This window comes from Nostoc mirabile CHAB5784 (assembly GCF_020829645.1).
GTDB classification, from domain to species: Bacteria; Cyanobacteriota; Cyanobacteriia; order Cyanobacteriales; family Nostocaceae; genus Nostoc; species Nostoc mirabile.
The window spans coordinates 46,430-62,174 of the sequence record NZ_JAIVFS010000007.1; the positions used below are offsets into that span (position 1 = coordinate 46,430).

At 42.2% G+C, this 15,745-nt stretch carries 12 protein-coding genes and 1 tRNA gene; 3 read left to right on the plus strand and 10 right to left on the minus strand.

The features are described from left to right. Positions 1–635 precede the first annotated feature (635 nt). Positions 636–770, plus strand: coding sequence for a hypothetical protein (locus tag LC653_RS46775; RefSeq protein ID WP_308189049.1), 135 nt, complete (start codon positions 636–638; stop codon positions 768–770). 121 nt (positions 771–891) lie between these two features. Here the strand turns inward: LC653_RS46775 and LC653_RS07305 are convergent, their stop codons facing one another. Continuing rightward, positions 892–1,830 carry a phosphoribulokinase gene (locus LC653_RS07305; RefSeq protein ID WP_229493902.1) on the minus strand — a complete coding sequence of 313 codons (939 nt, stop codon included), beginning with the start codon at positions 1,828–1,830 and terminating at the stop codon, positions 892–894. A gap of 858 nt (positions 1,831–2,688) precedes the next feature. After that, the gene (gene hisG / locus LC653_RS07310; RefSeq protein WP_229493743.1) at positions 2,689–3,333 is read right to left on the minus strand and encodes an ATP phosphoribosyltransferase; all 645 of its coding nucleotides are present in this window, start codon (positions 3,331–3,333) and stop codon (positions 2,689–2,691) included. Between the two features lie 75 nt (positions 3,334–3,408). On the opposite strand from hisG, the gene rppA reads away from it, so the two are divergent. Next, the gene (rppA, locus tag LC653_RS07315) at positions 3,409–4,155 is read left to right on the plus strand and encodes a two-component system response regulator RppA (protein ID WP_229493904.1); all 747 of its coding nucleotides are present in this window, start codon (positions 3,409–3,411) and stop codon (positions 4,153–4,155) included. Between the two features lie 74 nt (positions 4,156–4,229). Here the strand turns inward: rppA and LC653_RS07320 are convergent, their stop codons facing one another. The 8 genes from LC653_RS07320 to glcD form a co-directional block, all read right to left on the minus strand. Next, positions 4,230–5,726 carry a flavin-containing monooxygenase gene (locus tag LC653_RS07320; RefSeq protein ID WP_229493745.1) on the minus strand — a complete coding sequence of 499 codons (1,497 nt, stop codon included), beginning with the start codon at positions 5,724–5,726 and terminating at the stop codon, positions 4,230–4,232. A 154-nt stretch (positions 5,727–5,880) separates the two neighbouring features. Next, positions 5,881–6,150, minus strand: a complete 270-nt coding sequence (locus tag LC653_RS07325) for an antitoxin family protein (RefSeq protein ID WP_229493746.1) — start codon at positions 6,148–6,150, stop codon at positions 5,881–5,883. A 140-nt stretch (positions 6,151–6,290) separates the two neighbouring features. After that, a complete protein-coding gene (locus LC653_RS07330; RefSeq protein ID WP_229493748.1) occupies positions 6,291–6,728 on the minus strand; it encodes a DUF29 domain-containing protein in 438 nt (145 codons plus the stop codon). Between the two features lie 1,454 nt (positions 6,729–8,182). Then, positions 8,183–8,254 (minus strand) — tRNA-Lys (locus tag LC653_RS07335). Between the two features lie 211 nt (positions 8,255–8,465). Continuing rightward, on the minus strand, positions 8,466–10,709 hold the full coding sequence (locus LC653_RS07340) for a sensor histidine kinase (protein WP_229493758.1): 2,244 nt from the start codon (positions 10,707–10,709) through the stop codon (positions 8,466–8,468). Between the two features lie 329 nt (positions 10,710–11,038). Further along, entirely contained in the window at positions 11,039–11,602 is a 564-nt protein-coding gene (locus LC653_RS07345) for a hypothetical protein (protein WP_229493760.1), read from the minus strand. Positions 11,603–11,725: 123 nt separating this feature from the next. Then, entirely contained in the window at positions 11,726–12,967 is a 1,242-nt protein-coding gene (locus LC653_RS07350) for a glycoside hydrolase family 10-like protein (protein ID WP_229493761.1), read from the minus strand. 308 nt (positions 12,968–13,275) lie between these two features. Beyond that, positions 13,276–14,748, minus strand: coding sequence for a glycolate oxidase subunit GlcD (gene glcD, locus LC653_RS07355; protein WP_229493763.1), 1,473 nt, complete (start codon positions 14,746–14,748; stop codon positions 13,276–13,278). Between the two features lie 258 nt (positions 14,749–15,006). On the opposite strand from glcD, the gene LC653_RS07360 reads away from it, so the two are divergent. Continuing rightward, a complete protein-coding gene (locus LC653_RS07360; protein ID WP_229493765.1) occupies positions 15,007–15,714 on the plus strand; it encodes a class I SAM-dependent methyltransferase in 708 nt (235 codons plus the stop codon). Positions 15,715–15,745 lie beyond the last annotated feature (31 nt).

Genomic DNA, 15,745 nt, shown 5'->3' on the forward strand with positions numbered 1-15,745 from the left:
CTTAAGTTGACACCAATGAGCAATGCTGTGCCCCTACAGCATGGTCTATTTACGATCGCAGGATAATTAAGAAAGCCTGAAATAACCTATTTTAGGTAATGCACATCACGATGCATTTGTACAGTGCGTAAGTCCTATAATTTTGCTAAGTTTGTATGGGTAATCTTATTTGCAACTTTCAAAGGGAAGACTAAAAATAATATGATTTGGAGCGATGCCTACGGCGGTAAACTACGCTATGTTCGATGATTTATTCAACAATCTGAAAAGTTGGCGTTGCTGAATTTGAATATGAAAGTTTGATAGGACTTACGCAAAAAACCTCTCAAACTCTTATTCCTCCGTGTCGCGCCAGTTGCTGTCATAGCGGGAACGCGCTTGAGCGAACAAGTCTCTTAACCGCAAGGGCGCACTGGCTTCTCTGCGTCGCGCCAGTTGCTTCAAGTCTCTTAACCGCAAGGGCGCACTGGCTTCTCTGTGATTCTATTTTCCATTGTTTGTGCATAAGTCCTGTTTGAGTAAGCAAAGTACGTAGTTTACGGCCGTAGGCATAGCATAATTCTGACGCCAAAGTTCAACTAAGCTGCAATTGGTGCTAGCTTTAATAAAAGAATTTTATATGAGAGCAGCACCCCATGTCATCCGCAGCGATCGCTACTGTAGTGAAGATGATGGAGTTTTTATCTGTTGAGGTACAGGATAGAGTTGCAGAGCATCTTCGAGAATACATTGAAACGAATTTTTCCAAAGAACGCAACAAAAGCTTGTAGCTGCTGCACAGCGTGCTAAACAAGAATGTCGCTGAGGGACAAGCTAAGGCGTTGGATTATGAGCGGTTCTTTTCGTAACTCGTCTTTTACATTGATGGAACTAGACTACTCCCTATCCCAGTTATTGATAGATTTGCGTTGCTTTGAGCATGTGGTAGGTAATTATTAACTGAGTCAAAGCGAGTGGATAACTTTGCAGTGTTTCCCCAGTTGTACCAGCAATTTTACCCAGTTCTGGGTTACTTTCGCGATCGCAAATACTTCGTAAATGGGGCATATCAGAACAAATAATATGCTCTAGCTTATTCACTTGGTCTAAGGTTGCATGACCATCAACTTCTAAGACATCCACAGGCTTACTCATATCCCTGTCTAGCCCCAAGCGGATTGCTGAGTCAGAATTACCATAGCCAGAGTTGACAATTTGGGTAAAATCTGGGTGGGGAATTGTCGGACGTAGTACCAAACGCACATTTAAATGTCCATTGGTTTCATCATCTTCCCCAGTGGGTGGATAGAAACTAATGACTATATCAGACCATTGTCGCTGCGGACGAATAAATTGTGCTGAATCTGGTTCACGCTTTTCTAATTCTGCTAATACCTGTTCATCTGTGTAGCCCCGCTTTTGGGTATCCCGCTTAACTTTCCACTTAGCGCGTAGTGTTTCCGGGGGTGCAAGGTAAACTTTAACATCGTAAGAGTCACGGGCAGCACGGGTAGAATAACCGAGTAATCCCTCAATAATCACGAATTTATTGGGCTTGATATACTGCGGTGGCTCGAATGTACCGGTTTTATGGCTGTAAACAGGTTTAAGAATCGGTTGTCCTGTGCGTAGCAACGACAGGTGTTGCTGCATTATATCTAAGTGGTTGCAGTCCGGGTGGAGAGCGGTGATCCCAATATCTGCACGTTCTTTGCGATCGTAACGGTGATAATCATCTGTGCAAATGAGCGTAACATTTTCTGGGCCGAGTACCTGAGCGATTCCTCGCGTTAGTGTTGTTTTCCCAGCAGCGCTGTCGCCTACAATACCAAGAATTATTGGACGGCTCATCATACCTCTCAGAATAAAAAAAAGTTTAGTAATAAAATTTTCCTACATATAGTTTTTATTCTAGAAGGGTTTAGGCAAGTAACTCAAAGGATGGGCTTGGTATGCAATATCTCTACATATATAGAAATATATAGAATTTCTGTGTGCTGGTTTATTGCATAACAATTACAAACCACATCGCTTTTATAAAACCCACGTTTGTAAATTAGGACTTACGCAAAAACCCTCTCAAACTCTCATTCCTCCGTGACGCGCCAGTTGCTTCTCCCAAGGGGAGACGCGCAAGGGACAAGTCTCTTAACCGCAAGGGCGCACTGGCTTCTCTGCGCCGCGCCAGTTGCTTCAAGTCTCTTAACCGCAAGGGCGCACTGGCTTCTCTGTGGTTCGTTTTCCGTTACCCGTGCGTAAGTCCTATAATCTTCTCACTAAAACTGCGTTTTGATTGAGAATGAACAACGAACGAATCATATCATGTCCGCTTGATTGCTTATTAAACCCGAAGAACCCCACCCCGACAATCGTCGCTTCGTCTCCCCTCCTGCTTGCGGGGAGGGGATTAAGGGGAGCCAGCGCGGTCTTGGGGGTTTCCCCCATGAGCGACTGGCGTGTGGGGTGCAATGACTGTGGAAATCATAACTAATTATGCGAACATGATATCATATCATGTCCGCTTGATTGCTTATTAAACCCGAAGAACCCCACCCCGACAAAGCGTAGCTTTGTCTCCTCTCCTGCTTGCGGGGAGGGGCTGGGGGTGGGGTGTAATGGCTGTGGTTAGCATAACTATTTATGCGGACATGATATCAGGGTTATAAAGGTCTTCGAGAAACAAACATGTCACCTTGACAGCACTTACTATTAGATTTCTACCAAAACGGCTTCTCGCAGCTTGGCAATCACATCACTTAAATTACCCGTGTTCAGGCGGTAACTCAAAGGATGGGCAATCAACCGCGCCGTGCTTTCATAGAGAGTCGCAATTTCAATCAAACCATTTTCGCGCAAAGTCCGCCCTGTAGAAACCAAATCCACGATCGCTTCTGACATTCCAGTAATCGGGCCTAGTTCAACTGAACCATACAACGGCACTATTTCCACAGGTAAATCTAGACTGTGGAAATATTCACGAGCGCAATTCATATACTTAGAAGCAACTCTACCATGCGGTAGTAAATCTAAAGGCGATCGGTAAGAACTGGATGCTTTTACCGCCACCGACATCCGACAATGCCCAAACTGCAAATCCACCAAGTGGGCAACTTGCGGCTGCTTCTCTCGCAGCACATCGTAACCAACAACACCCAGTTGTGCTTGACCATATTCTACATAAACCGGCACATCCTGCGCCCGCACCAACAAAGCTTTCGCAAGTCCCTTAGTATCAAGAATTTGAAGTTGGCGAGTTCCTGAATCTAAAAAAGCACTAAAATCTAATCCCACAGATTGTAGCAGGCGGATGCTATTTTTAAGGAGTTCCCCTTTTGGCAATGCAACAGTCAGCATTCTTTTTTTAATATCCTTGGCGTTCTGTCAGTTGAATAATATTGAGAATATCTCTATATGCTTACCACAAGCAGCATGAGAATTTTATTAGTTGATGATGAAGTTGAACTAACTGAACCCTTGAGTCGCTTATTAACTCGTGAGGGTTACATTGTGGATGCCGCTTATGATGGGACAAGTGGCAACGAACATGCACAAACAGGCAGTTATGACCTACTAATTTTAGATTGGATGCTCCCAGGAAAAACTGGGTTAGAAATTTGTCAGCAATTGCGACGCCAAGGTAAAACCACTCCCGTGCTGTTTCTCACAGCTAAAGATACTCTAGATGACCGCGTACAGGGTTTAGATGCTGGTGCAGACGACTATTTGGTTAAACCTTTTGAACTGCGGGAGTTACTAGCGAGAGTCCGGGCTTTATTGCGTCGTTCCGGTTCCCAAACCTATGAAACCACGACTGGACGTTTAACCGTCGCTGATTTAGAACTTGATTGTGAAAATCAAGTAGCCTATCGCCAAGGACGAATAATTGAGCTATCGCAAAAAGAAAGCCAGTTACTGCAATATTTTATGGAACACACTGGACAACTAATGACTCATGCCCAGATTATGCAAAATTTGTGGCAAGAGGAAGAACAACCCAGTAGTAATGTGATTGCGGCATTAATTCGTTTGCTGCGCCGTAAGATTGAGGTAGGTAGAGAAACTACGCTGATTCACACAGTCTACGGTAAAGGCTATCGTTTCGGTGCTTCCTCAGTGGAGTCAACCCCTTCGGGGAATTCAAAATTCAAAATTCAAAATTACAATCCTCATAAATAAATAATAGCAAAGAAGCAAGCTACGCGCAGCATCTCGTAATTACAAATTACGAATTACGAATTACGAATTACGAATTATTTTAGTCTTTGCAACTTTAATTCCTGTCGAAGTTTGTTGTAGAGGGATGAATCCACAGGCATCATAATCTGTGAAATTTCCTTCCAGACACCAAGCTGATTATTTGCACCCATATCTTCCATGAGTTGGTCAATATAACGCAAGGAAAACGAGGAGATGCATGTCGCCTTCGCTACAACATTATTGTATTGAGTTTTCATCCAATCCATATCTGCTGCCATTTCTTGATACATTGCTGAGGGCGAAGGCAATAACAAGTTGCCTTTGATATACTCCAGCAGCCACCAAGCACCAACTTCTGATGTCAACTGACAATAGAAACTGCTGTTATAGCCAACAAAACCCATCTGTGGAATATTAGGGTGAATCAGATAACGGTAAAGGTTAAAATTACCATCTTCATCGATTATCTGTCGGCGATATTCTTCTTCGAGAAAGGGAAGTTCCTGGTTAAATCCTGTACCAAAAATTACTATATCTGCCTGTAACTGCTGACCATTGGCTAATTCCACACCATCAGGGATAAACTTAGCGATGCTGGTTTTAATTGCCTGAATTTTACCAGAGTGTACGTACTTGAAAAAATCTGGAGGAGCTATGGTAATTTGACAGTTAGCCTGATTAATCGGTTGTTCGGGTAACATGCCGCAGCTATCAAGACCAAATTGCAGGCGTAGCACCATCTCGTTAGTTTGCCAAAAAGCCCACACTAGTGGCTTACCCAGAGTGTGCAGCAATCTTTCAATCCGTCCCATCTGACGGTAGGGGAACCAAGCTTCTGCAAAGCGGGTTAATAAAACATACTTCAGGTTTACTAAACCCAGGAAAAATCTAGGAACCTTCCACAGGGGTTGACGGAAGACGAGGGTGGATTTTTTGGCTATGTTTGCCGCTAAAGTCGCAATGTCACAGGCAGATTTGCCAAAACCCACTACAACTACGCGCTTACCCTCAATGATTGAAGCATCATTAAACTCAGTAGAATGGATTACTCGTCCTCCAGATGCTACGAACTCCTCCCTACCGGGTAAAGAAGGTAAATTAGGGAAACTAAATATTCCATTGCACACTAGCACAAAGTCAAATTCGTGCTTTTCCTCTTTTGTCTCACCCCCATTACCTTCCTTCACTCTGATGGTAACTACCCATCCTGGACGTTCTCCAGTTTTTCGAGAAACATTAGTAACTTCCGTTTGGAAGCGAATTCTTTCAAGAACTCCAAAATTCTGGGCGTATGAATTTAGATAATTCTGCATATCCTTTGCTGTCGGCCACTCTGGGTAGAATGTAGGCATGGGATAGTCAGAAAAATTATATGTGTCACCTGTATTTTGGGTTGTTAATCCTGGATAACTTCGAGATTTTTCCCAAACACCACCAAGTCCTTTTTGTTTCTCGAATACAGTAACGTCATAGCCTTCCTCGACAAAAGTTTTAGCTGTTACTAGACCGCTAATTCCAGCCCCAATCACGCAAATTTGTTTATTTCCCATTCTTTTTTAAGTACGCAAGTTATCAATGAGGTTTGTGCAAATTTAATCCGCAAAGCAAAGCAAGTATTTTGTACTCAGAAGATATGCAAGATGGCTTAATTATCGAAAATGTCTTACGGATTGTGAATCCATTTTTAGAGCATAAGACATGAATCTATAACTTGATGATTTTACACTTACTGAAGCATAGCGATCGCACTTTTTTCGGTGTACCATACAAATAATGGTCGTGTTCGCTAGACCAATCCTGCGGTGCGTCAATAGTTCCCGCGATCGCTTCCAGCACATCCCAAGCATCCCCGGATGATGATGTATCCTTTAACTCTTGAATTGTAATTACATAACGCGTGTTAGGTGCTAAATCTAAAGGGACATCTGGACGCAAAACACCCCCGTCAAATATAACTGTTACTCTCTTGTTCATAAAAAACCTCTGAAACTTGTGCAGCGATTATAAAAGCACAAAATCCTCTCTGCGCTTTTGTGCCTCTGGGTGAGACAATCTCTCAGGTAAAATATATGCAGCCATGACCGAAAACTGATGACTACAGGTTTTTAATAACACTAAAAACTATCATTCAATAATGTTTCTACATCATTAGGAAAAGGACAATCGTCAGGAAATTTTATTTCATATTCCTTACTCATGTTTTTATGGGCATTTTGATAACATTCATTACATGTAGTTAATAAATAATTACGTAGACTAGGGGAATCTCGAAGAATACGACTTAATTCCTGTTGTGTGCGGCTAATTGTTGCTTCCCAACCGCCATAACATTCTGGTAAATTTACATAATTCCGTTTTAAGGCGTGTTCAAATAAAGTTGTCAAACGACTTTCTAATTCTCGTCTATCTCTCCTCCCCAATCCTTCTATCTCCTCAATTAAGTTTTCCCAGTCTACATTGCTATAGTCTTGGGATTTTAAGCTCTTGAGAGTCTGCTCAATCCATAATGCAAAGTCTGTTACATAGAGAGTTTTTATTGGTGATTGAGTCATAAAAAACTTTAGAGTGCTTTAGCAATAGTTTAACCAAGGGTTTAACAACAATATAATAATTGAAGAATTGGCAGAAAGCTGTGAGCCAGTGCGGTCTCAATACGGTTCGGTTAAGATCCCCCCGCCTACGGCGACCCCCTTAAAAAGGGGGTAAAAGAGGGTTAGAAGCCCCCCTTTTTAAGGGGGGTTGGGGGGATCTTCAAAATATTCAAACGTTAACCGAACCGTATTGAGCGCGGTCTTCTCCCTACAGCCCTTCTCAAGACAGGAGATAAATTCGCGTTCGGGCATCCTACGGCAGGTGCTAGCTTCTCACGAATGGGATTCGGGGAGACGCCAAAGGCGATAGCAAAGCATTAGCCATTGGTGTCAACTTAACGTGAAAGCTATGTCCCGCAAGGAACTGAAGTTCCTTGCTAATAGCGAAAGTCATCTGAAGATGACTAAATAGGGATAGAAGCCACACAGCTTACAAAATAGTTGTTTCATCGCTCAGTTTCCAAATTTACCCAGCGATCGCTAACGATTGTGCAAGGGTTTTGAGACTCTAGATGTTATAACAAAAGCACTTGTTTGTTGGAAAAAGGCTTAAAACCCTTATCTGGTCTATATTACAATTCTATTCAGCAAGCCCTAAATATATATCCAAAAATCTTTAGTCTACTTGAGTAGACTTTAGCTAAAAGCCAAAGAACTTTAGTTCTAGGCGGGTGAGTCAAGCCGAAAGTTTTGCTATTTGTAACTTAAGTTGACACCAATGGGCATTAGCGTACCCCTACGGGGATCTTGCTACGCGCAGCGTCTCGTACAGAGGTACCAGCGTCTGGGGGTTTCCCTCATGAGCGACTGGCGAACTCCGAAGGAGTCATATCTTGCCTGTATTGCTAGAAACGAGAATGGCTGTATTTTGCCCTTCATTGATAAGTTTTGCTTAAGCTGTGGTAACAACAACATAAGCGTTTGCCACAAATAGATAAGCATTCGTAACCAAACAGTTAGTGTTGGTAACGAACGCATAAGCATTTGTTACCAAACACTTAGCGTTAGTAACGAACGCATAAGCATTTGTAACCAAACACTTAGCGTTAGTAACGAACGCATAAGTTGTCGTTACTAACGGATAAGCATTCGTAACAAAACAAGTTGTGTTGGCAACTGCAACTCCACATACGTGTCAATAATTTACAGCATTTTTCAGGTATTTAGACCACAGATGAGACGGGGAGTAGGGAGTGGGCTTGCCGTGAGCGTAGCCGAACGGGAGTAGGGAGTGGTATAGTTCAATTACTAGAAAAGCGCTGTAAGCTATGTCTAACTTAAGTTGACACCAATGGCAACTCCATACCTTTAGACTTTTCTACATACACTAAAAAGTCAGATACTTCTAGGAGTGGCACTATACCTAAATTCCCATCTGAATTATTGATTAACAAGCTTTGAAAATACTTTAAAAGTGGGTGACGAGGGATTTGAACCCGCAACCAATAGATTAAGAGTCTACTGCTCTACCGTTGAGCTAGTCACCCACACGAATAACCATAATAGCAGACTTCTGACAAATTAGCCAGTGCCATGCCCAAAAAACGAATTATATCATGTCCGCTTGATTACTTATTAAACCCGAAGAACCCCACCCCTTAATCCCCTCCCCGCTTGCGGGGAGGGGAGACAAAGCGACGATTGGCGGGGTGGGGTGCAATGACTGTGGGAATCATAGCTAATTATGCGGACATGATATTAAAGCGGGAATTTGATGGTGAAGGTGGTTTGACCGGCTCCACTCTCTACATAAATTGAGCCGCCTAAATGTCTGACCATTTTCTGCACTAATGCCAATTCCAGTCCAGTGCCGCTATGTTTCCAAGGATCATGTTTGGAAAGGTGATAGAAAGGCTCAAATATCCGTGACAGTTCATTGCTGGTAAGCTCTAGTCCAGAATTGCTAATATTAAGCTCTACTGCTTCCCCTCTCAGGTGAGCAGAAACTGTGACAGACTCACCTGCTGGGGTATATTTGCAGACATGGTTGAGTAGTTCGGTGATAATCCTCTCCATATCTGTGATATCTGTTTCTAAAAGCGGCAGTGCAGGATCAACACTCAGGTTTAACTGCTGTCGCTGGCAGTTGGTAAGGTCTCGAAAAGACTCGACAATGGGGTGAAGCCAGCTTTGTAAGTCAATAGCAATTAAAGTTGGGGGATCGGGTTCGGCTTCTAGATATGTGAGTGTGAGTAGGTCGTTAATTAACTTGTTTTCTCGCGCACATTCGTTATGCAGAATCTGCAAGAGTTGTGGAACTATTTCTATCTCTAATATTTCTGCTGGTGTCAAGACACTTTCGAGGGTTTGGACTGCAAGGCTGATGCTAGTTATTGGTGTCCGCAGTTCTTGGGACAGGGTTCTGAGAAATTGGTTTTTGAGCCGATCGCATTTTTCTAATTCTTTAACCTGTGCCTGGTTTTGTTGGTAAAGCTGGGCTTGACGAATGGCGATCGCACATTCACTTGCTACCTGCTGTACTAACTCGATTTCAAATTCATCAAATGCCTCTTGTGTCGGTCTTGTCAACCAAATGTTTCCCAAAATCCCTTGAGTATCAAAAATTGGACAAGCCATCTGGGACATAACCAATAGCTTTGGTTGCCATCCCGGCACAATTTCCAAAAATTGCAAAGGTTGTTTTTGCAACAGGGGCTGATAAACTTCAAGCCGGTCTGCAATCTGTTTAGTCAATCCTTGACACCGAGGTAGGTTAATGCTGTACTCGTAGGTAATAGTAACCAGAGTTTGACAGGTGCTATAGAGTTCGATTTGGCAACGATCAAGGTTCAGTAACTCTGCTAATTCCTGGGTGAGTGTCTGCAATACCTGAGTTTCATCCAGACTGTCGCGGATTTGTTCTGTCATGCGTCGCACCAAGGCTTCAAAGTTTCGCACCTGCTGCAACTGATTTTTGTGCTTCTGTTTTTGCAACTCTAACTTTGCTTTGAGATCCTTAAACTGCTGACGAAGTTCTGCGTGTCTAGCAGCAATGCCGATTTGAGTTGCCAACTGAAGAGTCAAGTCAGTTTCTGTTTGCTGCCATTGACGCGATTGGTGGCAATGCTGGGCAATCAATAGCCCCCACATATCTTGCTCTTTGAAAATCGGTACGACTAGATTGGCTCTCACTTGCAAAGATGCCAGAAAATCTATATGGCAAGGATGCAACCCAGCTGCATAAATATCTTCGACAACTTGAATGCAACCTCGCCCGTAGTGTTCTCGATGTTTGCCACTGAAGCAGGGATCGGTGATGTTTTTTCCCAACAGGGGATCAGTCACAGTTGATTCGGCAATGATTACCCCACTGCCATCAGCCTCGAAGCGATAAATTAGGACGCGATCGCAATTCAAAAATTGCCGCAGTTCAATTGTTGTCTGATGCAGAATTGTCTCAAATTCTACAGATTGGTGAATTCGTCCTGCGATCGCTTCTAGCAGTTGTTCCCGTTCAACCTGGAGTCCGGCTGCTTGTTCTGCTTGCTTCACAGGAGTGATATTGCTACTTGTACCAATCAGTCGATAAATTCTGGAGTTAGCATCTCGTAGCGGGGTGAGAGTCGTACTCCACCAAGTCGGAATCCCCTGGAATTGCAAACATTGTTCGTAAGAAATAGTTTTGCCGAATAGCACACATTCAGCATAATGTTGACGCACCTTAGCAGCATCGATTGGGGAGAGAATATCCTCTGGTTTTTTGCCTCGGAGATCATCTGAGCGAATGCCTATCCACTGCTCATGAGTGGGATTAAGTGCCACATATCGAAAATCTCCGTCCTCCAGAACATCAACTACAAATATTGATGCTTGCACAGAATCGTACATGCTCAGTATAAACTGCTCAATACTACTTTTCTCATCTACTTCTGTGCCGAAGAGAATTTGAGGTGGTGATAATTTTGTCAACTCTATAGTTGATTCCGTTGGATTTATATTCATGCGAGAGTCCCTGTCTGGTATTACTGACTCTTCTAGGCGCTCTCTTGTTGTTACGCTTGTAGTAGATGCATAGCGCCTATAGCAAAGTCTTGTCAGCTGTTGCTCATCGAGATTTGGATCTTTCTCTACTTCTTGTCAGAAATCTAGGAAAGCTAATAGGAGTCAGCTTAACAAATCCTGCTTTTTGAAGGCGAAAACACATTTGCAGATTAGGGCAAACTTACTGAAAATAAGTTTTTAACAGTTTTTCAAGATTGTTGCATATATCTAAGTGCAAGCATCAGTATACATCAACTAAATTTACAATTCTTAATAAAGGGAGTGGGAACTCACCATCGCAACTTGTGAGCATTCATTCCGGTGAGGATACCAACCAACAGCCAAGTAATAGCTAATCCCATGACTTCGCCTAAGAATAACTGCGTCAGGCGATGTAAGATTATCCCGATAGCAGAACCCACGGGGACAGCAACAGCCCAACTTGCCGAAGAGACAAATATCCATCGCCACGCCGCAGGCTGGGGAATTGCCAACCATTGTGCCAATCCAATCCCCAAGCCGCCAAGTGCCCCATAAACCGCCCCAGACAGGATTCTCACAGGGAAAATCTGAGTGCTAGGTACAATCCAACCCACCGCACCAATACCGATAGCGGTGATGATACTCCAACCCAAAAGACTTGACAAAATCCACCTGATACAAAATATAGGTTCTTTGAGAAGACAACCTTGAGGAAGTGCGATCGCAAATCCGCCGATAGCCGCCTCTACTACCCCAATATCTGGCTTTTCGCCAACTTCGATAAACAGTAAACTTAATAAAAAACCGCCAAAAGTAGCGAAAGTCCACAGCAATATAAAGCTAAATCTAGTATTTCTCGGTGCAAATGGCATCAAAGTTTCTTTGGTTTTAACTAGTTCCGTGGGTTTAAGTCCCCCGGTTCAAAAATCACGCAAGTTTTGTGTTGGGGTTAAATCCCCATTACAAAACAAAATTTACGAATTACGAATTACGAATTACGAATTATTTAATAGTCTGACAGTTTTAGCATTAAACAGATCAAAAAAACCTTTGCGTCGCTGTTGGGGTGATTCGGGTACAATGTAACCCCAGAGACTCTCCCAGTAGAAAAAGGAGATACCATCAAAATTGCGATCGCGCACAACCTGAACTTGTTCTCTAATTTGTGCCATTTTCACAGGATTACGCACCGTTCCCGTTGATATACCAATACCTACAGGAATTAGACTTTGAGCCAATTTTATCGATGATTGTTCCAGTTGAGCGATAAAAGAGTTTTTGTCATTTCGATACACCTGCAAAATTAACTCATTAACTAAACCTTTTTTTACCCAATTTTCCCAATCTTGCAAATAGTATTTGTAGGCAAAAGCTTGATAGTTAGGAGACAGAGATATTCTAACTTTGGGTTTAACTGCCTTGACAGCTTGATAGATTTCTGCCATAAAATCAGTAATTTTGTCTGCCCGCCAACGCATCCACTCTGAGTTAAAAGGATCAGTTGGGGGACTTTTGCCTTGATGCTCTTGCTGGTAGAGTTCAATAGTGAAGCGATCGTAGCCAAACTGTACCGGCATCCCAAAATGATCGTCAAGCTGAATACCATCCACATCGTAATCTCTGACTACTTCTAAAATTAGCTCTTGGATAAACTCTTGCACTTGCGGATGTAGGGGATTCAACCAAGCCACCTTACTTACCAAAACATTATCGATTTCTTCTGGTGGGGCATCTTGGGTAGACTTTATCCCTTCTTGCCCAATTGTCAACCAGTCAGGATAACGCCTTGCTAATTGTGAATAATGCGGCGTCATAAATCCGTATTCAAACCAGGGGATCACTCTCAAATCTTTATTTTTAGCAAGTGTTACTATTTTTGCTAAAACATCCTGTCCACCGTGCATGAAGTTGAGCAAAGGTTGAGTTTCGGAACCTGTAGTCATTTTAGCTACAGCACTCTTATAAAAAGTATGTCCTCGGTTCCAAACTACAGGATAAATTGTATTAAAGTTGAGAGTCGATAATTGGTTTATAGCACGGTTAATACCCCAAGGAACAAATAGTACACCACTAGCAACATTAGTGAGCCAAACACCGCGAATTTCTGTAGTTAATGGACTTATATTTTCGGAGTAAACTGGCAGTGAAGAGACTGAAGAGAGTGAAAAAACTGTTAAGGTGGCTACTAATCCCAAACACAGTAAGTAAGAAACACAACGGTGAGCAACCCGATTCATTTGTAAGCGTGACCTAGTGCGATCATAATATATATAACTACAAAATTAAGTTGTAATCCTCCGGATGATGTAAAGAAATGATCATGAATAATTCAGGAGTCATAACTCAGAATTCAGAATTCAGAATAATTGAAATAATGCAGAGCCAATTTTGGTTATAAATATACTTAACGATACCAAAACCTGATAAATTATGACTCCTAACTCCTGTACAGGAGACGCGATTAATCGCGTCTCCTGTACAGACGCGATTAATCGCGTCTCTCCTAACTCCTGTACGCGATTAATCGCGTCTCTACTCCTAACTCTTAAAATCTTTCTACACCTTCAAATTGTTTAAGTGCCGATGCATTTGCTGCTTCACCACAAGTTCGTGGTGTGGGGAATATCTTTTCAGGATTTGCTAACCCTTTAGGATTAAAAACTTGCCGTACCCATTGCATAGTTTCTAAATCAACTTGGCTAAACATCTGTGGCATATAGCATTTTTTCTCTTCACCAATGCCATGTTCACCAGAAATACTGCCACCAACTTGGACACAAAGTTTGAGAATTTTTCCACCCATTTCTTCTACTTGTTCCAATGCTCCAGATACAGAATTATCGTAAAGAATTAGCGGATGAAGATTGCCATCGCCAGCATGAAATACATTAGCAACACGATAACCATATTGTTTACTTAATGCCTCAATTTCATGTAAAACATAAGGCAACTGAGTCCGGGGAATTACACCATCTTGCACATAATAATCTGGGCTTAAATGTCCAGCCGCAGCAAAAGCGGCTTTGCGTCCTTTCCATAATTTCAATCTGGTTTCTGGGTCAGTAGCAGAAGTGACATTTCGCGCCCCATTTTTTTTACAAATTTCGGTAACTCGCTGCTTATTTCCTGCAACTTCTACTTCTAAACCGTCAATTTCTATTAGTAAAATGGCAGTAGCATCGCGGGGATAACAATTAGTTGCTACAACATCTTCAACTGCATTGATGCTGAAGTTATCCATCATTTCCATACCACCAGGAATAATTCCGGCACTGATGATGTCAGAAACAGTTGCTCCCGCAGCTTCAATGCTAGTAAAATCTGCTAACAGCACACAAATTGATTCTGCACTTTTAAGAATTCGCAAAGTAATTTCTGTGGCAATTCCTAATGTACCTTCGGAACCAACAAAAACACCTGTTAAATCATAACCAGGCATTTCTGGAATTTGTCCACCTAAATCGATAATTTCCCCTTCTGGCGTGACAATTTTTAATCCTAAAACGTGGTTAGTAGTAACACCGTATTTGAGACAATGTACGCCCCCAGAGTTTTCCGCAATATTGCCCCCAATAGAGCAGATAATTTGACTAGAAGGGTCAGGAGCGTAGTAAAAACCAGCACCACTAACAGCTTGTGTTACCCAACTATTAATCACCCCTGGTTGTACAACTGTCCGTTGATTTTCCAAATCAATGCTGAGGATTTGCCGCATTAACGAAGTGACAATCAAAACAGAATCTTTTACTGGCAAAGCGCCGCCAGATAGACCAGTTCCAGAGCCGCGTGCTATGAAGGGGATAGAGTATTGGTTGCATATTTTCACAATTTGGGCAACTTGTTCTGTAGTTCTGGGTAACACCACCACAGCCGGACGTTGGCGATAGCCAGTTAAACCATCGCATTCATAGGTAATGAGTTCTTCGCGGCGTTGCACCACACCATTTTTGCCAAGGACAGCCTCCAATGCTTTGAGAATGGGTTTCCAGTTGCGTTGTTTTTTATCTTGGGTAAGCATAGTTTTTTAAAGTTCAAGGTAGATGTTGCAGGCTGGTTAGTATAGCTGTAACTACTATTGTTGCAAGAATAACAGCTAAAAGTGAGTAAAAGCGATCGCTCTGGTCTTCTGCATTCAGTGTAATGTTATACCATCTTAGTTTTCAGGCGACACATTTTTTGGTTCTCGTCTGTATGAGTTTATTAGTAGGTAAACATTTTGAGGGGTTGCTGAGGAAGTTTGGGTTAAATTCATTAATGTGTTTGATAACGAAGCTATATGAATGAGAAGCTGACTCAAAAAATTCAGAATGATTTTGATCGCATTGCTCTATATGACAAACAGGGATGGGATCATAATAATCACTATCACCATTTTCTACTCAAACAGTTTCCAAAGCAATGTAAAACCGTCTTAGATATAGGTTGTGGAACAGGTGAATTTTCACGTCTTCTCGCTAAATATGCTGACAGAGTTGTTGCAATTGACTTATCCCCAAATATGATAGAAGTTGCCAAGCAACGTTCAAGACAGTATACAAATATTGATTTTCAAGTTGCTGATATATTGCAGTGGAAGTTTCCAGTTGAGCAATTTGATGCAATCGTTTCTATAGCTACAGTTCATCATTTACCAATAGAAAACTTGCTGCCCAATCTGAAAGCTGCTTTGAAACCTGGCGGCAGTCTAGTGATTTTAGATTTATTAGAGCATGAGAATGTGCAAGAAATGTTGAGCGATTTTGTTGCTGTTCCTCTAAACTGGTTGCTTCAAACGATCAAAAATAGGCGTATTCAACCCTCATCAGAAGCAGCAGAAGCAATGAGAGAGCATCTTCGCACAGACAAGTACTTGACCTTATCGCAAGCACGACGAATTTATACAAGCTTCTTGGGTAAAGCGAAGGTTAGAAAGCACTTATTCTGGCGTTATTCCGTAGTTTGGAAGAAAGGTAATCTCCGTCAGCTAAGTCCAGCCATTATGTAGTTTTTGAATACCGGATACAATGTTAGTTACT